Origin of the sequence: Altererythrobacter aquiaggeris (assembly GCF_037154015.1) — a bacterium.
Taxonomy (GTDB): Bacteria; Pseudomonadota; Alphaproteobacteria; order Sphingomonadales; family Sphingomonadaceae; genus Aestuarierythrobacter; species Aestuarierythrobacter aquiaggeris.
In genome coordinates this window covers 149,528-169,154 of the sequence record NZ_JBANRL010000001.1, presented here as the reverse complement: position 1 = coordinate 169,154, position 19,627 = coordinate 149,528, and the positions used below count along the sequence as shown (strand labels likewise).

Below are 19,627 nucleotides of genomic sequence, written 5' to 3'. Positions count from 1 at the left end.
TCCGCGTTCCGACTAACCATAGGAGCTTTAATGTGGCGTACCGGATATGCTTAGTAGTTACCCTTAACAGACCATAATGGGAGGGCTGGTGCGGGTGACTGGACTCGAACCAGCACGATCAATGATCAGGGGATTTTAAGTCCCCGGCGTCTACCATTCCGCCACACCCGCAGGCCTGGAGGCGCCGCGCAAAACCGCCCTAGCGAGCACAGCGTACCGCCGCAATCGACATTGCCGGTTACGATAGGAAAATTAGGACACACCGTCCGAACATCGTTTCGGTTGCCGGGTTTACAGTCATTGCAGGGATTACAGGGACTACAGAGGTCAAGCCGCCATCGGCCGGATCAAAATCCGACCTTAATCATGCCGCGAACCTGATCATTCCCCGGCCTTAATCATTGAGGGCGCGGCGCATTTCCTTGCCTGGCTTGAAATAAGGTACGCGCTTTGCCGGGACATCTACCGCCTCGCCGGTCCGCGGGTTGCGTCCTTTGCGTGCGTCGCGCTCTCTCGTGGAGAACGCTCCGAAGCCGCGAAGTTCCACCCGGCCGCCTTCTGCGAGGCGGGTTGCAATCTCGTCAAAGAAAATGTCCACCACCCGCTCGACCTCATCGGCGCGAAGTTCGGGGTTTTCCTTGGCTATTTCCTGCAGCAGTTCGGAACGGATCATTTGAAAGCCTTTCGAAACCGTCCTGTATGCAGGATCGGTGTAGGTAAAGATCGCTTGGCTCGCACCAGAGCAACGTCGATGTGCAACCTCAGGCGGCCTTTGTGCCAAATGTGCGGACATTTCGCAACGCAGGTTAGGAAATTTCTTTAATTGTCAGTCGTAGATTGCTTGCAGGCTGCGGCTCAACTGCTTTGGAACAGGTCCGCTGGCACAATGCCCAGTCTATCCATACGGGTGCGAATTTCCGGCCAGTCACGGCTGATGAAACTTTCACGTTCGCTTGCCCGGAGGCGGTCCGCGGCGCCTTCGACGACATACATCCCGACGCCGCGCTGCACTTCGACCAGGCCATCTGATTGAAATTGCTGATATGCCTTGGCGACAGTCAGCGGATTGGCCCCTTGCTGTGCGGCAAAGGCACGGACAGATGGCAGCATTTCGCCCTCGCGATAACGCCCTTCGATAATCGCTGCTGCAATCAGATCTCTCAGGCGCAGATAAACGGGCCGGCCTTGTTGTGTCATGGTCATTTCCTGTTTCAAGTGCATCAGTGCCATAATACAGCGCGTCGGGTCAAGCTCCGGTGGGACATCCGGACAGCGTGGGTTAAGGCAAATTCGCGTGAAACAACTGCTTCACATAGGCAAAACAGGCGCTAGGGTGCGCGGCATTAGGACCTGTCCGTAGCGACCGGCCAGAATTTTGAGGGAGGGCGCAGCCCGATGACTTTCGAACTTGTACTTTTTTATGGGGCAGTGATCGTACTGGCCGCATTCCTTCTGGGCGGTCTTGCGATCGTGACCAGGCCGCAACCTGAATTTGCAGGTCACCCCAAGGGACTGTTTGTCCTGTTTCTTGCCGAAATGTGGGAACGCTTTTCCTATTACGGCATGCGTGCGCTGCTCATTTTCTACCTTGTCCAGCACTGGATGTTCTCGGACAGCGAGGCGAGTGTCGTTTACGGGGCATATACCGCGCTAGTTTATATCACTCCGGTTGTCGGCGGCTATCTGGCCGACCGCTATCTGGGACAGCGCAAGGCGGTATTGTTTGGCGCCATCCTGCTGACATTCGGGCACTTCTTCATGGCATTCGAGGGTTCCGGCGGGCAGGCTGATCCAGTCATCAATGTTTTCTGGCTCGCACTGGCGCTCATCATCGTGGGCTCCGGATTTTTGAAAGCCAACATTTCGGTGATCGTGGGACAGCTCTACACCCGTACCGATCCGCGCCGCGATCCGGCCTACACGATCTTCTACATGGGGATAAATGTCGGCGCTGCGACAGCCTCGATCATTTGCGGTTATCTCGGCCAGACTTACGGCTGGCAGTACGGCTTCGGCCTTGCCGGGTTCGGTATGTTGATCGGTCTGATCTTCTTCCATTTTGGCCGCCCGCTTTTGCTGGGCAATGGCGAACCGAAAAACCCTGCCCTGCTCAGGGAGAAGGTCGCCGGCATTCCGCGCGAATGGGGCATCTACGGCATCGGACTTCTGATGGTCGCGATTTGCTGGACAGCTGTGCAATACCAGGATCTTGTCGGCTATGTTCTGGGCATCTTCGGCGGCGCTCTGGTACTCTATGTGCTGTTCACCGCTGTCACGAAACTCGAACCCGACGAACGCGACCGCATCTTTGCCGCGATGTTCCTGATCCTGACTTCGATCATCTTCTGGGCATTGTTCGAACAGGCTGGCTCGTCGCTCAACCTGTTCACCGACCGTCACGTTGACCGGGCAGGTGTCGAGGCTTCGATGTTCCAGTCGATCAACGCGATTTACATCGTCCTGCTCGCGCCGTTGTTTGCCGGGCTCTGGACGATGCTTGGGCGCGCGGGACTGGAGCCATCTGCACCGATGAAATTCGGGCTGGCGATCATTCAGGTCGGCCTCGGGTTCCTGGTGCTTGTCTGGGGTGCCGAATCGGTTGGCGTGAACGTACCGACACCGGTGCTGTTTATCTTTCTGTTGTATCTCTTCCACACCACTGGCGAGCTTTGCTTGTCGCCGGTCGGTTTGTCAGCGATGAACCGTCTTGCACCGTCGCATATGGCGTCGCTTATCATGGGCACCTGGTTCTTCGCTTCTGCCAGCGGGAATTTCGCAGCCGGCCTGATTGCATCTGCAACAGGTGCAGAAGGTGTGGGCGAAACATCCGGCAAGGAAGTTGTGCTGGGCGTCTATTCAACAGTCGGCTGGACCGCTGTGGGTGTCGGCGTAGCGGCCATGGTAATCAGCCCGTTGATCAAGAAGCTGATGCATCTCGATACGCTGGCGGATGACGACGTGTCTGACGATCTGCTGGGTCAGGGCGAAATCGGCGAGCCGCAAGCAGCCGGAATTCACCCCGCAACCCGTAACTAGAACAATACACTACTCAATGGGAAAACACCCGATGCGCTATCGTGCTCTCGTCATTTTAGGGAGCGCGGTAGCGCTCGCCGCCTGTTCCACGACTGACAGTGGTAAAGCTGCCAGCGCGTCAGATAGCTCGGCGAGCAAGGCGGCGCTGGGCACCCCTTTCCCGTCAACCTACAAGGCTTATCCCGGATTGCCGACCGCGCTGGTCGGCGCCACTGTGTTCGATGGGGCTGGAAACCGGATTGAAAATGGCACAGTGCTGTTTGCCGACGGCAAGATTGCGGCGGTGGGCGATGCCGGCTTGGCAATACCGGATGGTTACGCGCGGATCGACGGGACAGGCAAATTCGTGACGCCCGGCGTGATCGATATACACAGCCACCTGGGCGATTATCCCACACCTTCGGTTGCTGCCCATTCCGATGGTAATGAAGCGACCAGCCCGACCACGCCCGAAGTCTGGGCCGAACATTCTGTCTGGCCGCAGGATCCCGGTTTCAGCCGCGCACTCGCAAATGGCGGTGTCACCAGCCTGCAGATTTTGCCCGGCTCGGCCAATCTGATGGGCGGCCGGTCGGTAACACTTAAAAATGTTCCCAGTCGCACAGTGCAGGGAATGAAATTCCCGGGCGCACCTTACGGCTTCAAAATGGCTTGCGGCGAAAATCCCAAACGCGTCTATTCAAGCCGCGGTCCTTCAACCCGTATGGGCAATTTTGCCGTAAACCGCCAGACATGGGCGGATGCAAAGGAATATGCCGGCGGCGACCGCGAGAAACGCAGTCTGGCCAAGGAAACGCTGGCCGGTGTGCTGGACGGCGACATTCTGGTCCACAACCATTGCTACCGCGCTGACGAAATGGCGCAGGTGCTCGATATGGCGAAGGAAGCCGGGTACAAGGTAACCGCCTTTCACCATGCTGTGGAAAGCTACAAGATCGGCGACCTTCTGCGTGATGCGGATGTCTGCAGCGCGATCTGGGCGGACTGGTGGGGCTTCAAGATGGAAGCTTACGACGGTATCCCCGAAAATGCCGCTCTGATCCATCAGGCGGGTGCCTGCGTAATTGTCCATTCGGACAGCGCAAACGGAATCCAGCGGCTCAATCAGGAAGCTGCCAAGGCGCAGGCATCGGGCAAACGCATGGGCATCGAAATCCCGGACGCGGAGATTATCCGCTGGATTACGCTCAACCCCGCCAAAGCCATGGGTATCGACGATCAAACAGGCAGTCTGGAAACGGGCAAAATGGCCGATATCGTTTTGTGGAACGGCGACCCGCTCAGCGTGTATTCGCGCCCTGAAAAAGTTTGGGTGGATGGTGCGATGTTGTTTGATTCAATCGACAGAAAACGCCGGCCGGTGAGCGATTTCGAACTGGGTCAACCCGGCGAAGGAGACGTGAAATGAGCGCGCGCAGCATAATGATCGGTGCTCTGGCGGCGCTTGCCTTGCCGGCTGCTGCATCTGCTCAGGATTTTGCAATTACCGGTGCGACCGTTGCGATCGGCGATGGCAGCGAACCGGTTGAGCGCGGAACAGTGGTTGTGCGCGGCGGCAAGATCGTCGCGGCCGGTGCCGGGGTCGCTGTGCCTGCCGGTATGGCTGTGTTGGACGCAGCCGGTTCCTGGGTAACGCCAGGTCTGGTCGTCGCGCTCACCGATATCGGCATTTACGACGTTGGTGCAGTGTCGGAAAGCAACGATATTTCAGGCGGCAGCGGGCCGTTTAGTGCAGCACTCGACATTTCCCCTGCAATCAATCCCGCCGCCCAGCAAATGAAACTTGCGCGGGCAGGCGGGGTGACCCGCGCCAGCGTGGTAAACAATGCGCGCGGTTCGATCTTTGCGGGCCAGGGCGCGGTGGTCGATACGGGTGCGGATGCTGATGCGGTGATGAAAGCCCGCGCTTTCCAATATGTCGAACTGGGCGAAGGCGGCGCGCAACTGGCTGGCGGCAGCCGAGTCGCGGCGCATGTTTATCTGCGCAATGCCATGCGCGAAGCACGCGCTTTCGCGGCGGGGACGTGGGGAGGCGAAGAAGCGCTGCTTACCCGCGCTGATGCCGAGGCGCTGGGCGCAGTCGTATCCGGCAAACAACGGCTTTATGTCGAGGTTGAGCGCGCTTCGGATATTCGCACAGTGCTGGCGCTTGGCGATGAGTTTCCCATGCTCGATCTGGTGCTGGTCGGAGCGAGCGAGGGATGGCTGGTCGCGGACGATATCGCCCGGGCAGGCGTACCGGTAATCGCCGATGCTCTGGACGATTTGCCGCAGAGTTTCGAACAATTGGGTGCGACACAAAGCAACATCGGCCGGATGGTCGATGCCGGTGTGGAAGTGTCTATCGGACGGATTTTCGGCGAGGAAATACCCGCCTATGTTACCCAATATGCGGGAAACCTGGTGGCATTGAACAACGTCCCGGGCGCAACCGGTCTGACTTGGGGTGAAGCCTTTGCGGCGATCAGTTCGGTGCCGGCCAGAATCTCCGGGATCGGCGGGATGGCCGGTGTTCTAAGCCCCGGCGCAGCGGGTGATGTGGTTATCTGGGACGGTGATCCGCTCGAAGTATCATCGGCTCCTGTGAAGGTCTTCATCGATGGTGTCGAACAGCCGATGGACAGCCACCAGTCCCGGCTGCGCGAACGCTACCGCGATCTGGATGAAACTGACTTACCCAAAGCCTATGACTGGTGAAACCGGTGCGTAAATTGCTTTTCATCGCTGCTGCGCTGACAGCGACGACGCCGGTGGGCGCGCAGGACGGCTTTTCGCTGACCCCGGGTGCTCAGTCGCAGGACGATGCATGGCAAAGCAGCCAGCAATGGGCGCTTACCAGGCTCGCGGCGGATCCGGGCTGGAGTTATCTTGACGGACTATACTGGCGGCGGATCGACGGAAACGGCACGGGTGAAAAGCCGCTGCCAACCGATACCGTCACGGTCCATTTTGCCGGGACATTCGTGGACGGGACCACTTTCGACAGTTCGTTTGGCGGGGGCAGGCCAGCGACATTCCCGCTTGCCAGAGTGGTCAGGGCTTGGCAGCTTGCAATCCCGCAAATGGGCGTCGGGGACACGATCGAAATCGTCTCCCCTGCCAGCCTGGGTTATGGCCCGGCCGGCCGTGGTTCGATTCCCGGCGGCGCGACCCTGATGTTCAAAGTACAGCTTCTGGGTATCACAGGCCGCTGAGCTAGTATCCGGGCGTAAACTCGCCTGGCCGAAATAAATGCTTTTTGCCCCAGCGCCACATTTCGGTGAACATCGGGCGCAATTCGTCGCCCGCCGGCGTAAGATTGTAGCGGGCGCGGCTCCCTGTCGGTGGATCACGTTCCAACACGCCGGCTTCGACCAGCATCGCCAGCCGGGATGACAGTGCCGCCCGGCTGATCGGCAACCTGCCCATAAACTGTTCGAATCGGTGGGCACCCAAAAATGCCTCCCGAAGAATCAGGATCACCCATCGGTCACCCAACAAACGGGATGCCCGCCCCACCGGACAGGGGGCACGAGAAGCGATGTATTTCTTCATGCATCTGCTTTACAGACTTATCCGCGTGTGGTGCAAGAGGCATATAGTCTGTATTTCAGACCTATGGAGATTCGTATGCCTGACTCCCGTTTCGTAAGTGAAGAATCGTCATTGGCATATATGAAAGAAGTTGCGGTCAAGGGGTCGGGCTTTTCCAATTGGCTGGGCGTCGAACCGATCAGGGTGTGGCAGGGCGAATCCGAACTTCTGCTCGCGATGCGCGATGAATTGACGCAGCATCACGGCTTTGCGCATGGCGCGATAATCGGGCTGATGGCTGATAATGCCTGTGCCTGGGCGGGGGCAAGCGCGCTCGGTGATGTTGTGACGGGGAACTATACTATCAACTTCCTGGCGCCTGCGCGCGGCACGCACTTGCGGTCCAAAGGATGGGTGTTGAAGGAAGGCAAGCGTCAGGCCGTCGTACGTGCAGACGTGTGGTCGGAACGCGCAGACGAAGTCCCGGTTCTGGTCGCAATCGCACAGGCCACAATCATCCCGACAGGGCGCTGAATACATCGCCTGCGGCCTGCACAATGTGTGCGCTTTGCAAACCTCCCGTTGGCTGCAGCCGGGTGACAGTCCAAAGTCGCGCCATTTTGAGCCGTCGCACCGGCGCCGTCGTCTGAAGGTGGGTGGCTGTAAATCTGGCCGGGCGGCACCCCACGCCGCACTTTGGCGCTTGGCCGGCTAACGGTGCATTGTGCTGAGAAACCGGGATAATTCCGCGCCGGCTACCCCGGACCATGCAAGATCATGTCCTGCGCCCGGTACGATGACCAGTTTGGCAGATGGACGCGCATTGGCCAGCGCGCGCGAATGCCAGTCGCCGATCAGATCATCAGCGTCGCCGTGCAGAATAAGCACGGGCGCCTTCACTTCGGGTAACTTCGCAAGGTTGTCGAATTCGTCTTTCAATAGCCAACCTGCCGGTGCCCAGCGGACCTTTTCACCGACCGCCGCCTCAAGGCTGGAAAAGGGCGAAATGAGGATCAACGCTTTCGGTGCCAACTCGGTTGCGAGTTGGGTCGCAGCGCCCGAACCAATCGAATTACCGATCAGCACAATGTGTTCAGCTGGCACACCATTGGCGAAAAGCCATGTCGCGGCAGCCCTGGCATCGCGATAAATGCCTGCCTCAGACGGGGTGCCCGGATTGCCGCGATAGCCGCGGTATTCAGCGGCCAGAACCCCGTAACCGCTCGCCGCAAGCTGTCTGCTGGCAATAGTGCTGGATTGCCAGTCCGCGCCATTGCCGTGAAAATACAGAATCGTCGGGCAGCCCTGCGATGCGGGTTTGTATCCTGCTTTCAGCAGCAGGCCGTCTGATGTGATGTAGCTGATCCTGTCATAACCCGCCGGAATGGCTCCTGCACCACCAGGTGGCGCCGGAAAGATCAGGCTTCGCTGGGCAAAAAACAGGGCAGCAACCAGAACCAGATAAACCGCCGAAAGGCCCAAAACAGCCTTCAGCAAAAATGCCACTATTCGCCTGCGCTCAAGCCCGCGCCTCTTCCACGCCCGTGCTGTTATGGCGCAGCGCGGTCAGGACGGTATCCACGATCTGCGGCGCGTTGAGGCCAGCCTCGTCATATTGACGGGCAGGCGAATCGTGATCCTGAAAACTGTCAGGCAGGCGCAATGTGCGGATTTTGAGGCCGGCATCGGTCAGCCCCCTGTCGCTGGCCAGAGTCAGGACATGCGCGCCAAGACCGCCGATCGCGGCCTCCTCCACCGTGATGATGACTTCATGCGTGCGCATCAGTCTTTCGATCAGTTCACTATCGAGTGGCTTGGCAAACCGCAGATCGGCTACGGTTGTCGATAAACCCTTTGCCTCAAGCTCGTCTGCCGCCTTCTGCGCTTCGGCCAGCCGCGTACCAAGCGAGAGCAGCGCAATCTTGCTACCTTCGCGGACTATCCGGCCCTTACCTATTTCGAGTTGCTGCGGCACGGCGGGCATTTCCACACCGGTGCCCGCGCCGCGGGGATAGCGGAATGCAATCGGCCCGCTGTCATACAATGCGGCTGTATAGGTCATATGGACCAGTTCCGCTTCATCGGCAGCCGCCATCACCACCATGTTAGGCAGAGTGGAGAGATAGGTCACATCGAAGCTGCCCGCGTGCGTAGCGCCGTCAGCGCCGACCAGACCCGCACGGTCGATCGCGAACCGCACAGGCAGGTTCTGGATCGCCACATCGTGCACGACCTGATCGAAGGCGCGCTGTAAAAAAGTCGAATAAATCGCGCAGAACGGGCGCATCCCCTGGGCCGCCAGTCCCGCCGCAAAGGTCACACCGTGCTGTTCGGCAATCCCCACGTCAAACGCGCGTTCGGGGTGTGCCTGGGCAAATTTATCGACGCCCGTTCCACTAGGCATGGCAGCGGTAATCGCGCAGATCCTGTCGTCGGTTTCAGCAAGCTTGGCCAGAGTTTCGCCAAACACATTCTGGTAACTGGGTGGTCCGCCGCCCGGACCCTTGTCCTGCTTGCCCGATACGACATCGAACTTTGCGACGCCGTGATATTTGTCGGCGCTGCTTTCGGCGGGCGCATAGCCCTTGCCCTTGGTAGTCACCACGTGGACAAGTATCGGCCCCTGATCAGTGTCGCGGACATTTTCCAGAACGGGAATCAAATGGTCCAGATTGTGCCCATCAATGGGGCCGACATAATAAAAACCCAACTCTTCGAACAACGTCCCGCCGGTCACCATGCCGCGGGTATATTCTTCAGCCTTTTCCAGACTGTTATGTACACGCCGCGAAAATTTCCTCGTGATCCGGCTCGCCAGACTGCGAAGCCCCATATATTCGCTGCTCGAAACCATCCGCGCGAGATATGCGCTGAGGCCGCCTACCGGCGGGGCAATCGACATATCATTATCGTTGAGAATGACGATCAGCCGGTTACCAGCCTGTTCGGCATTGTTCATCGCTTCATAGGCCATCCCGGCACTCATCGCGCCGTCACCGATTACCGCAATGCCGCGGCCGGGCTTGTCGTTCAGCTTGTTCGCAACAGCAAAACCGAGTGCTGCGGAAATCGAAGTGCTGGAATGTGCCGCACCGAAGGGGTCGTATTCGCTTTCGCTGCGTTTGGTAAAACCCGACAGGCCGCCGCCCTGACGCAGCGTGCGAATACGGTCGCGGCGTCCGGTGATGATCTTGTGCGGATACGCCTGATGGCCGACATCCCAGATCAACCGGTCGTCGGGTGTGTTGAAGACATAATGGATGGCCGTGGTCAATTCGACCACACCCAGGCCCGAACCCAGATGCCCGCCCGTAGAGCCGACAGCACTGATCATCTCGGAGCGCAGTTCATCGGCGAATTGGCGCAATTGCTCGGGCCGTAGCTTGCGAAGGTCGGCTGGCACATCGACAGTGTCGAGCAGCGGCGTATCGGGGCGTTCACTCATGGATAGGTGCTTACAATGGTAATTATCGCCTGTCGATGAACACGATGGTCTGCATCATGGCACTTTACGCCGAACAATTGTCGCACCGTCCGCGCAGCTCCACCACCGGGCGCACATCGGAAAAGCCGGCACCTTCGCCGCTAATCTTGAGCGCGGATGTAATCACGTCATCATCGATATGTGTGACAGCATTGCAGATATCGCAAATCAGAAAAATGCAATCATGCCGGCAACCAGGATGACTGTTCGCCAGATATGCGTTCGCACTCTCGATACGGTTCGCCAGATTTGTCCTGACGAACAGATCGAGGATCCGGTAAATGCTGTTGGCAGCCACGCGCTTGCCGCGTTTGTCCGACAGGCTTTCAGCGATATCATACGCCGACGCCGGTGTTTCACGGTCAATCAGCGCACCGAACACATCGGCCCGCAAGGCAGTCCACTGTTCGCCGCCGTCGGTCAGAGATTTGCGCGCGGCATCCACAAGGCCGCGGCCCGAATGTTCATGATGGGAATGGCCGCTCATCACTGACCATATAGGGCAGCCATGGGGCAAACTTCAATCAGTTGCGCTGGAAACCCGCGCGATAGGCGGAAGGATACAGACGTTTGAGCGCGGCGACCTTGGGCTTGTCCCAGCGCTGGATATAGCGATGGTCCGGGTTTTTAACCGCGAAATCCTGATGATAAGTTTCTGCGGGATAGAATTTCCGGTATGTTTCGATCTCCGTCACGACCGGGCGCTGCCATTTTCCGGAAGCCTGCATCTGCTTGAGATAGGCACCAGCGACCAAACGCTGTTCCGCATTCAGCGGAACCAGAGCCGCACGGTATTGCGAGCCCACATCAGGGCCCTGCCGGTTCTTCGATGTCGGATCGGCCACAACCGAAAAGAATATCTGCAGCAATTGGTCGTAGCGGATGACCGCGGGATCATAAGTGACCCGCACAGCCTCCGCATGACCGGTAACACCGGTATTGGTGCGTGCATAAGTCGCGGTTGCAGCGCTCCCGCCATGATAACCCGAAACAGCGCTGGTTACGCCCTTCGTGTGGCTGAAGACCGCTTCCACACCCCAGAAACAGCCCCCTGCAAAAACGGCAGTTTTAAGTCCGCCGGCTTCTTTAGCCGTCCGCTCGGCAACGGGTGCGCGCACCACATTTTCTGCGGCAACCGCGTCGTTTTGCTGGCAGGCTGATAAAGCGAGCGCTGCGGCAAACACGGGAACCATGGCATTCTTCATGATGTGCGCCTTAGCCCAAAATCGATGCGATGGCCCGGATTGCAGCCTCGGGTATCATATTCGGCCCCATCTGGGCTGCAACGGCAATAGCGCCCGCGGTGAATCCGATGGCGAAATTGCGATAAAGATCTGATGCGAAAAGGCCCATGAACTGTCTCTTTCTAGATTTTCAATCCTGGCATTAGCGCGCCACCACTTGCAATTGGGTGAATGCGCCGTCAGCAAATATTCATCCGGGAAATCCGGCACAATGCTTCAGACAGGACCACGGAATGCTTGATGCAGTCATTATCGGGGGCGGACACAACGGGCTGGTTTGTGCTTTCTATCTGGCCAAGGCCGGTATGAAGGTGAAAGTTTTCGAGGCACGCCATGTGGTCGGCGGCGCCGCAGTCACCGAAGAATTTGCCCCCGGGTTCCGCAATTCCACCGCCAGCTATACCGTCAGTCTGCTGCAGCCGAAAATTATCAGCGATATGCAATTGGTCGAGCGCGGTTACCGCGTAATCGAACGCCCGTTTTCAAACTTCCTGCCGCTGGAGGGCGGCCATCTGCTGGTCGGCGGCGGAGCGGCCGCGACACAGGCCGAATTTGCGCGCTTTTCGCCAAAAGACGCGGCAGTGTTGCCCCAATGGTATGCAATGCTGGAACGCGTTGCCGATGTGCTGCGCGATCTGGCGCTTCGCATTCCGCCGGCACCCGACGGCGGCCTGCCGGCGATGGTCGATGCTGCGCTGCAGTTGCGCGGGATGGCAAAATTACCGCTTTCCGCCAAGCGCGAGGTGCTTGCGCTGTTCACCCGGTCCGCACGCGATATCCTCGACGACTGGTTTGAAAGCGATGCAGTCAAGGCCGCATTCGGCTTCGATGCGACCGTTGGCCATTATGCATCGCCCGACGAGCCGGGCAGCGCGTATGTCCTGCTTCACCATGTATTTGGGGAAGTGAACGGCAAGCGCGGCGCATGGGGTCATGTGGTGGGCGGAATGGGCCGGATCACCGAATTGATGGCAGAGGCAGCGCGCGAAGCGGGCGCGCAAATCATGGTTGATGCTCCGGTCGACAAGGTGCTGGTTACCGGCGGCAGGGCCACCGGACTAAAGCTGGCCAGCGGGGAGGAAATTCGGGCCAACCATGTCATTTCGAACATGGGGCCAAAACCCTTGTTCGGCCGATTGGTGCCGCGCAGCGCAATGCCCGAAGATTTCAGCCGCGCGATGGACGGATTTCGGGCAGGCTCCGGATCGCTGCGGTTGAACATTGCCTTGTCGGGCTTGCCGCAATTTCGTGATCAGCCTGCAACGCAAGACTATCTCAAGGCCGGTATCATTATCGCGCCCGATCTGGATTATATGGACCGCGCTTTTCATCAGGCCAAAGCGGATGGTTTCAGTAAAAATCCCATTGTCGAGATTCTGATCTCCAGCCTCGTCGATCATAGCCTCGCGCCGCAGGGTCAGCACGTAGCCAGCCTGTTCTGCCAGCACGTCGATCCCGATCTCCCCGAGGAGCGCGAAGAGGAAGCAGTTGAGGCAGTATTCGATACGATTGAGCACCATGCCCCCGGTTTCCGCCAATTGGTGCTTCACAAGCAAGTGCACACACCGCGCGCGCTGGAAGCAAAGTTCGGCCTTTATCGCGGAGATATATTCCACGGCCGGATGAGCCTCGACCAGTTATGGGGTGCCCGGCCCGTGATGGGAGCGGGCAGTTACCGGACCCCGTTGGACGGATTGTGGCTATGCGGTGCAGGCAGCCATCCCGGCGGCGGCGTGACCGGTGCTCCGGGGCACAATTGCGCGGCTGCGGTGTTGAAGTCCCGAAGGAGATGGCTGCGATGAAGTGTGTAGCATTGGGATTATGCCTCCTAGCCCTAGCAGGTTGCACCGCTGCGCAAACCGGTAATGGCGATGATGCGCCTGCCGACTACAGTCCGGCGGCATCAGGCCCGGTGGATGACGGAACCTATCTCGCGCAGATATATCCGCTGGAAGGCGTCTGGGTGTTCGAGCGGATCGGAGGAACACGTTTTCCGCCTGCCGATGTTGCAGACCGGCCAAGCAACGAAGGCTTTATCCATTTTATGGAAGGCGGGTTCATCAATCACAGCGGCGGCTGCGGCGGCAGCCAGCCCGCTTTTTACGCATTGGCCGGCCAGACCATTTCGGTCAGCAGGCGCGAAAAGCCCCAAGTCGGCAAATGCCCGGACGCCGCCGCGATGCAGCGTGAGCGGCTGGTCAACGCCTTCATCGACAAATTGGCAGGCTGGCGCAAAATCGATGCTGGCACGCTGGAACTGACTACTGGCGATGGCGTCGTTGCGGTGCTGAAAGCGCCCGCACCGCCCGCTCCGGAAATCGCAGGCCGATGGCGTGTTTTGAGCATCGGCAGCGCGCAGCTCGGCACTGATGCTTATGTCGATTTTGATCGCCGCGGGGTCAGCGCAGCGGCAGATTGCAACGCATTATGGACCGGTTATATCCTGACGCCGCGCGGCGTTAGGATCGGGCCAGGAGGCGCGGCGACACAACAGGGCTGCAGCGCCGTGATGCAGCAACAGGATGACCGACTGTTTGCTGCGATTTCAGGCGTTGTCGGTCATGATTTCATGCCTGACGGTACGCTGCGCCTGATCGGGCCTCAGGAAATTATTCTGCGCCGCCCACTTGCTGCGGACCGCCAACTTGCCGGCGAATACGAGCATTGCGGCAATACGACGCTGGGTGCGGCGCATTCGGGCGAGGTAAGATTGAGCATCTCGGGCGAAGAAATGATCGACAATGCCGGGTGCAAAGCCGTTTACAAAGCCGACGGTCCCAAACTGGCCATCGAAACGGCATCCGGACCCGCTTGCGCCGCGCCGCCCGCCGGGCCCTATGACGGCGCAAATACCGTTGACATTGGAGGCGATGTGTCGCCGCTCGCCGTTCTGAGACCCGACGGCTTCGGCTTTGACAATGAGGGCCGCCTGTTTCTGCGCACAAGTCGCGGCAGGCTGAGCCTGTGCCGCAAAAGCGTGATGGACCGAAAACGAAGCACGTGGAGACATTCCGGAAACGTACCGGCATCTCCGCCGCCCGAGCCTCCCCCACCGCCAGCGCCTCCCGTTCGGCCTGCGCCAAACCAGTAAGTTAATGTCTGAAGTGCCGCATCCCGGTGAACACCATTGCCAGGCCGTTCTCGTCTGCGGCCGCGATCACTTCATCATCGCGGATTGAACCGCCGGGCTGGATAACGGCAGTGGCGCCTGCTTCGGCAGCCGACAGCAATCCATCGGCGAACGGGAAAAATGCATCCGATGCGACCGCACTGCCGACAGTGCGCGGTTGGTCCCAGCCATGGGTTTCTGCCGCCTCGGCAGCCTTGATTGCGGCAATCCGCGCACTGTCGCGGCGGTTCATCTGGCCTGCGCCTATGCCCGCCGTGGCGCCGTCTTTGGCATAAACAATCGCATTTGATTTGACATGCCGCGCGACAGTCCATGCAAACAGGCAATCCTTCAGTTCCTGCCGGGTTGGTTCGCGCCTGGTTACCACTTTCAGGTCAGCTTGACTGACCGCGCCATTATCCCGGCTTTGCACCAGCAAGCCGCCGGTAATCGGCTTTACCTGCAAGCCGCCGCGCCGCGCATCGGGAAAGGGCCCCGTTATCAGCAGGCGCAGGTTTTTCTTCTTGGCAAAGGCTGCGCGTGCGGCATCGTCAACCGCTGGCGCGATAACGACTTCAGTGAAAATCTGGCAGATCGCTTCGGCAGTCGGGCCATCGAGCGGAACATTGACCGCGACAATCCCGCCAAAGGCCGAAACACTGTCGCAGGCTAATGCATCCTCCCAAGCCTGCAATAATGTCGGCGCCTGCGCCACGCCGCAGGGGTTGGCGTGCTTTACGATGACTACCGCCGGATCGCCGCCGGCAAATTCCGCGCATAGTTCGAACGCCGCATCGGCATCGTTGTAATTGTTGTAACTGAGCGCCTTGCCCTGCAACTGTTCGCCCTGCGCGATACCCTGGATATGAGGGCCGACCGGCGTATAGAGCGCAGCCTTTTGATGCGGGTTTTCACCATAGCGCAGTTCTGCAGGCCTTTTCCCGTTCAGCGCCAGCATATCGGGGAACGTCTGCCCCTGATCGGCAAAGGCGAACCATTGGCTGATCATCGCATCGTAAGCCGCAGTTGCCGCAAATGCCTTGGCCGCCATGGCCTTGCGCAATTTGGCCGAAGTCGCCCCCGACTTCGCATCCAGTTCCGCCGTCAGCACGGCATAGTCGGACGGGTCGGTTACGATGGTGACAAAGGCATGGTTTTTCGCCGCAGAGCGGACCATCGATGGTCCTCCGATATCGATGTTTTCGATAATGGTTTCGCGGTCGGCGCCCTTCGCAACCGTGGCTTCGAAAGGATACAGGTTGACGACGACCAGATCGATCGCGCCGATCGCGTGCGCTTCCATTGCGGCGACGTGTTCAGGATTATCGCGCACTGCCAGCAAACCGCCGTGGACCGCGGGGTGGAGTGTCTTGACCCGCCCGTCCATCATTTCGGGAAAGTGTGTCAGGTTGGAAACATCACGCACCGCCATCCCCGCATCGCGCAGCGCCTTTGCCGTCCCGCCGGTCGATACCAGTTCGACACCATGCGCCGCCAGCGCGCGACCAAGTTCTACCAAACCGGCCTTGTCGGACACTGATAGCAGCGCCCGTTTGATGGTCATATCGCTCACACTTGTTTCCTGTTCGTCTAATGCTGGGCGGTCAGCCCATTTTCTTCAGCAACCAGGTAAAATTTGCCCCGCCGCGAGAGACCATGCCCTGAAGCACCAATTGCTGGATCGGCTGCGGCCTGCCGTCTGCATCGATCCACAGGCTTTCTTCAATTTCCAGCTTGCCCGGCTCATCGCCGCCCATCCGCATTTGCCAATATGATCCGTCGGGCAAGGCAAGCCCAGCGCCGCGCTTGTCGTCCGACAGACCAAGTTCGACGCCGGGTCCGATATGAAACCGGATGGCATAACCGACCTTGCCGCGTTTTGCCTTGCGGCCCGACGGGACCAGCATATCTTCGCCGCGAAGTTCCGTACCTTCATCTCGAAGCGTCAGAATGCGCCGATGGGTCAATGCAAAGCGCGCAGCGTAACCATCATGGCTGGCTTCTATCCGCGTAGCTGTTCCGCTTTGCCCCTTGGCGGTCGGCAATTGCATTGTCCGCCGGTCAACTTCAACTTCGCCAACCCCGCTACCCAGCTTGCCGCGAATAAGCACAGCGGTCGAATTCGCGTCATCCAGCACCAGGGTGGAATGGGCCGCCGTGGCGCGCAGGCCGCGCTCTATCCGCACGGGAGTCTGGCCTCCAGCCACACCCGCGCCGCCGCAATTGACGAAAATGCGCTGGCCTGCATGTGAAAATTCAAGCGCCAGCGTCGAGGCGCAGCCTGTCCGCGTGTGCCGCGCCAGAGGCGGGGGCGCGGCGTCAAACTGAAGTACGCTCTTGCCGGCCTTGACCCGCTGATAGCCCCATTGGCGCACATCCCGCAGTGGCCTGACCCGGACATTGCTTGCTTCGACGAGCGCGGAAATCCGGTCTGCAGGAACCGCATTTGCGCCTTGCCAACTGCCGATGGCCCCATCGGAATGAACCACCGCAAGCAGCGGCGGGACCAGTAATCCCAGCATCGCTTCGATGGCATCGGGCGGATCTCGGCGCGTGGCGCGGTAACAGGCTGACAATTCTACCAGCAGCGCAATTGCATCCATCTGGTCGAGCGGCGATCGCGACAGGACGCCCCCATCCTCGCCAACCAGTTCGCCCAGCGCCTTCATCAGGCCGGCTTCGCCAAACAGCCGCCTTGGCTTGCCGTCAGGAAGCAGCAGTCCGGCGGCGGTAATGGCTGTCCACCCGGCAACTTCGGACAGCCGGTCGTCCGCCTTACCCACGTTCCGGTCAAGCCAGCGCGCCGTTTCGGTGGCAGCGATTAACGTGCGGTTGCGTAGTTTTTTGTCTTGTCCGCCGATCAGAAGGGGGGCGTGAACCAGCCAGTTCAGCAACCGGTGGGCAGCATTTTCAACCGACCATGCAGCCCCCTTGCCGGTTTTGGGATTGGCATCCAGCCAAGCGGTCAGGACGCGTTCGGCCGTGGGTGCACATTGTTCGCGGGGGCCGCAGCTCGCCAGATCGCGCAGCCATGAAAAGCCGTGAACGGTACGCTCGAAAGGGGGTGTCAGCAGCGCCTTGGGCGCAAAATCCATTTGCGTGATCGGAGCTTTTACCCCGTGCACCAGAAAATGGCCGGCGCGCAGCGCGACCCCCGCGCTGCGGTCACCCGTCAGCGGGCTCTCGACCGTGGCAAGAAGGCGCGATTTGCCCGGTTTTCGGAATGGTGCAGTCAAAGTGGAACCGGGTACACCCAACCGGTATGCGAGGCGGATCAGCTTTTCACCCGCGCCTGTTTTGGGTGGCTGGAAATCCGCCAACGCCAGCGCGCGCCCCGGCTCGAACAGTTCAGCCGAGTTGTCGGCGGCGTGAGAAGCCAGCGGTTCGCCCGCCTTGTCGTTCAACGGAACTGCCATAGGCTCGTCGTCATTATCATTCCGGTCTGCAGCGACCAGCCGTTCGGAGGTCGCAGCATCGGTCATCACCCGTTGCCCTTCAGGGCGGCGATATTGGCAGCATATTGCGTGGGCCCGCCCTTGAAAGTTGCCGATCCGGCCACCAGCACATCAGCCCCTGCGTCCACGCATCGGCGCGCGGTTTCGGGATTTACACCGCCATCAACTTCGAGATGGATTGCGCGGCCGGTCCGGTCAATCATCCGGCGGACTGCCTCAATCTTGCGCAACTGGCTGGAAATAAAGCTCTGGCCGCCAAAACCGGGATTGACGCTCATGATCAGCACCAGGTCAATGTCGTCGATCAGATAGTCGAGCTCGCCCACCGCAGTTCCGGGATTGAGCGAAATGCCCGCTTTCTTGCCCAGTCCCTTGATTGCCTGAACCGTCCGGTGGCTGTGCGCCCCGGCCTCGGGATGAATGGTGATGATGTCGGCACCCGCCGCGGCAAAATCTTCGAGAAAGGCATCAACCGGCGAGATCATCAAATGGACATCAAATATCTTTGCCGTATGCGGGCGCAGCGCCTTCACGACCGCGGGGCCGATTGTAATGTTGGGCACGTAATGTCCGTCCATCACATCCACATGGATCCAGTCCGCGCCGGCCTGATCCATGGCACGCACTTCTTCGCCCAGCCGGGCGAAATCGGCAGACAGGATCGAAGGAGATATCAGCGGAGCGGTCATGGTGGCGCCAGAGTTTCTTGGAAGCACCGCGACTACAACCCCCCTAATGCGCTCACAAGTTACCGCGCAGCCTTTTCCACACTGGCCAGACCAGTTTGCCTACAATAATGACCTTTTTGCAGTCAGACCCGCTATATTCACTGAAACCGGAACTGAAATCACGACCATGACCAAGATTAGCAAGAGACAAGCCGACCTGATCGAAACCCGTGTCGATGACGAATTGATTGTCGTTAGCTTGGCGAATGGCGAGTTTTATTCGCTCAGGGACACGGCTCTCGCGATCTGGAATGCAATCAATGATGTGCGCAGTCCGGAAGATCTGACGCGGTATTTGCTCCCCCTGTTCGATGCTCCGGAAGCCACTGTGCAAGCCGATGTTGCGGCTTTCCTTGCTGACCTGGAAGCAAACGGCTTTATTGATTGCTGATGGAAAAATGGCGGCACCGCCTGCGCGTCGCGGAAGCGATGGTTCTGGTTTGGCTTTCCCGGATCGTCATTCGCCGGGTCAGTTTCGGGCGTTGGCGGGGCTGGTTGGGCAGCCTGCACCAGAACGCCCCGAACATTCCGCCGGTAGAGCCCGCAGATCTGCGATTGGTGCGGGCGCTTGTTGCCGCTGCCAGCCGCGCCGGGCAGCGCCTACCTGCATCCCTTTGCCTGCCAAGGGCGATGGCGCTGCATATCATGTTATCGCGCAGAGGGTGCAGGTCCGCCCTGGTTTTCGGTATATTGCCGGGCGAAACGCGCGGTTCGGTCGATGACCTGCACGCGTGGGTCGAAATAAACCGGCAGCCGGTGTTTGGCGATACGCAAGATGCCCATATCGACCTGTTCCGGATAATATCGCATGGTTAGACGCGAGCCTGTATGTGCCCGGCAATTTGTTGCGCTTGCGAAATCGCTGCGCTTTTGTTACGCAGATCATGCGATTTTGCACCGACTTTCAGGATCCCATCATGTCTGACCGTGACACGACTTCAAGCAAGAAAGAATGGAACAGGCCGGAGCTTGCGAAACTTGGCAAAATGGCTGATGTCGCCGGGGCGAATACTGGTGTCGGGCAAGGCAGCGGCTCTAACAACAGGTCGTAAGTGCGG

Annotated in this window: 21 protein-coding genes and 1 tRNA gene; 10 read left to right on the top strand and 12 right to left on the bottom strand. The window is 59.4% G+C overall.

Annotation, left to right across the window (positions count from 1 at the left end):
- Positions 1-86: 86 nt before the first annotated feature.
- The 3 genes from WFP06_RS00910 to WFP06_RS00900 form a co-directional block, all read right to left on the bottom strand.
- A tRNA-Leu gene (locus WFP06_RS00910) sits at positions 87-171 on the bottom strand.
- Positions 172-394: 223 nt separating this feature from the next.
- Positions 395-673, bottom strand: a complete 279-nt coding sequence (locus WFP06_RS00905) for an integration host factor subunit beta (RefSeq protein WP_336985382.1) — start codon at positions 671-673, stop codon at positions 395-397.
- A 182-nt stretch (positions 674-855) separates the two neighbouring features.
- Positions 856-1,197, bottom strand: coding sequence for a GntR family transcriptional regulator (locus tag WFP06_RS00900; RefSeq protein WP_336985381.1), 342 nt, complete (start codon positions 1,195-1,197; stop codon positions 856-858).
- 198 nt (positions 1,198-1,395) lie between these two features.
- On the opposite strand from WFP06_RS00900, the gene WFP06_RS00895 reads away from it, so the two are divergent.
- From WFP06_RS00895 to WFP06_RS00880, 4 genes are read left to right on the top strand one after another with little or no spacing between them, the layout of a single operon-like run.
- The gene (locus tag WFP06_RS00895) at positions 1,396-3,036 is read left to right on the top strand and encodes a peptide MFS transporter (RefSeq protein ID WP_336985380.1); all 1,641 of its coding nucleotides are present in this window, start codon (positions 1,396-1,398) and stop codon (positions 3,034-3,036) included.
- Between the two features lie 31 nt (positions 3,037-3,067).
- On the top strand, positions 3,068-4,444 hold the full coding sequence (locus WFP06_RS00890) for an amidohydrolase (RefSeq protein WP_336985379.1): 1,377 nt from the start codon (positions 3,068-3,070) through the stop codon (positions 4,442-4,444).
- On the top strand, positions 4,441-5,733 hold the full coding sequence (locus tag WFP06_RS00885) for an amidohydrolase family protein (protein WP_336985378.1): 1,293 nt from the start codon (positions 4,441-4,443) through the stop codon (positions 5,731-5,733). The genes WFP06_RS00890 and WFP06_RS00885 overlap by 4 nt, the downstream gene beginning before the upstream one ends.
- A gap of 5 nt (positions 5,734-5,738) precedes the next feature.
- On the top strand, positions 5,739-6,230 hold the full coding sequence (locus tag WFP06_RS00880) for an FKBP-type peptidyl-prolyl cis-trans isomerase (RefSeq protein ID WP_336985377.1): 492 nt from the start codon (positions 5,739-5,741) through the stop codon (positions 6,228-6,230).
- A 1-nt stretch (position 6,231) separates the two neighbouring features.
- Here the strand turns inward: WFP06_RS00880 and WFP06_RS00875 are convergent, their stop codons facing one another.
- Positions 6,232-6,570 (bottom strand): winged helix-turn-helix transcriptional regulator, encoded by a 339-nt coding sequence (locus WFP06_RS00875; protein WP_336985376.1) that lies wholly within the window; start codon positions 6,568-6,570, stop codon positions 6,232-6,234.
- Positions 6,571-6,645: 75 nt separating this feature from the next.
- On the opposite strand from WFP06_RS00875, the gene WFP06_RS00870 reads away from it, so the two are divergent.
- Positions 6,646-7,083 carry a PaaI family thioesterase gene (locus tag WFP06_RS00870; protein ID WP_336985375.1) on the top strand — a complete coding sequence of 146 codons (438 nt, stop codon included), beginning with the start codon at positions 6,646-6,648 and terminating at the stop codon, positions 7,081-7,083.
- A gap of 177 nt (positions 7,084-7,260) precedes the next feature.
- On the opposite strand, the gene WFP06_RS00865 is transcribed toward WFP06_RS00870, so the two are convergent.
- The 5 genes from WFP06_RS00865 to WFP06_RS00845 form a co-directional block, all read right to left on the bottom strand.
- Positions 7,261-8,055, bottom strand: a complete 795-nt coding sequence (locus WFP06_RS00865; protein WP_336985374.1) for an alpha/beta hydrolase — start codon at positions 8,053-8,055, stop codon at positions 7,261-7,263.
- A gap of 13 nt (positions 8,056-8,068) precedes the next feature.
- Entirely contained in the window at positions 8,069-9,994 is a 1,926-nt protein-coding gene (gene dxs / locus WFP06_RS00860) for a 1-deoxy-D-xylulose-5-phosphate synthase (RefSeq protein ID WP_336985373.1), read from the bottom strand.
- Positions 9,995-10,058: 64 nt separating this feature from the next.
- Complete coding sequence (locus WFP06_RS00855) at positions 10,059-10,520, bottom strand: Fur family transcriptional regulator (protein WP_336985372.1); 462 nt, start codon at positions 10,518-10,520, stop codon at positions 10,059-10,061.
- A gap of 37 nt (positions 10,521-10,557) precedes the next feature.
- Positions 10,558-11,238, bottom strand: coding sequence for a peptide-methionine (S)-S-oxide reductase MsrA (gene msrA, locus WFP06_RS00850; protein WP_336985371.1), 681 nt, complete (start codon positions 11,236-11,238; stop codon positions 10,558-10,560).
- 10 nt (positions 11,239-11,248) lie between these two features.
- The gene (locus WFP06_RS00845) at positions 11,249-11,386 is read right to left on the bottom strand and encodes a hypothetical protein (RefSeq protein ID WP_336985370.1); all 138 of its coding nucleotides are present in this window, start codon (positions 11,384-11,386) and stop codon (positions 11,249-11,251) included.
- Positions 11,387-11,510: 124 nt separating this feature from the next.
- Between WFP06_RS00845 and WFP06_RS00840 the strand changes: the two genes are divergently transcribed.
- Both WFP06_RS00840 and WFP06_RS00835 read left to right on the top strand, forming a co-directional pair.
- Entirely contained in the window at positions 11,511-13,079 is a 1,569-nt protein-coding gene (locus WFP06_RS00840) for a phytoene desaturase family protein (protein ID WP_336985369.1), read from the top strand.
- Positions 13,076-14,368: an META domain-containing protein gene (locus WFP06_RS00835; protein WP_336985368.1), complete on the top strand. Its 1,293-nt coding sequence runs from the start codon at positions 13,076-13,078 to the stop codon at positions 14,366-14,368. Before WFP06_RS00840 ends, WFP06_RS00835 begins: the two co-directional genes overlap by 4 nt.
- A gap of 1 nt (position 14,369) precedes the next feature.
- On the opposite strand, the gene purH is transcribed toward WFP06_RS00835, so the two are convergent.
- From purH to rpe, 3 genes are read right to left on the bottom strand one after another with little or no spacing between them, the layout of a single operon-like run.
- Complete coding sequence (gene purH, locus WFP06_RS00830; RefSeq protein WP_419716233.1) at positions 14,370-15,950, bottom strand: bifunctional phosphoribosylaminoimidazolecarboxamide formyltransferase/IMP cyclohydrolase; 1,581 nt, start codon at positions 15,948-15,950, stop codon at positions 14,370-14,372.
- Between the two features lie 40 nt (positions 15,951-15,990).
- On the bottom strand, positions 15,991-17,868 hold the full coding sequence (locus WFP06_RS00825) for a heparinase II/III family protein (RefSeq protein ID WP_336985366.1): 1,878 nt from the start codon (positions 17,866-17,868) through the stop codon (positions 15,991-15,993).
- Positions 17,868-18,530, bottom strand: a complete 663-nt coding sequence (rpe, locus tag WFP06_RS00820; RefSeq protein WP_336985365.1) for a ribulose-phosphate 3-epimerase — start codon at positions 18,528-18,530, stop codon at positions 17,868-17,870. The genes WFP06_RS00825 and rpe overlap by 1 nt, the downstream gene beginning before the upstream one ends.
- A 166-nt stretch (positions 18,531-18,696) precedes the next feature.
- Between rpe and WFP06_RS00815 the strand changes: the two genes are divergently transcribed.
- From WFP06_RS00815 to WFP06_RS00805, 3 genes are all read left to right on the top strand, one after another.
- Positions 18,697-18,960 (top strand): PqqD family protein, encoded by a 264-nt coding sequence (locus WFP06_RS00815; protein ID WP_336985364.1) that lies wholly within the window; start codon positions 18,697-18,699, stop codon positions 18,958-18,960.
- On the top strand, positions 18,960-19,385 hold the full coding sequence (locus WFP06_RS00810) for a lasso peptide biosynthesis B2 protein (RefSeq protein WP_336985363.1): 426 nt from the start codon (positions 18,960-18,962) through the stop codon (positions 19,383-19,385). The genes WFP06_RS00815 and WFP06_RS00810 overlap by 1 nt, the downstream gene beginning before the upstream one ends.
- Positions 19,386-19,486: 101 nt before the next feature.
- The gene (locus tag WFP06_RS00805) at positions 19,487-19,621 is read left to right on the top strand and encodes a hypothetical protein (protein ID WP_336985362.1); all 135 of its coding nucleotides are present in this window, start codon (positions 19,487-19,489) and stop codon (positions 19,619-19,621) included.
- Positions 19,622-19,627: the final 6 nt, after the last annotated feature.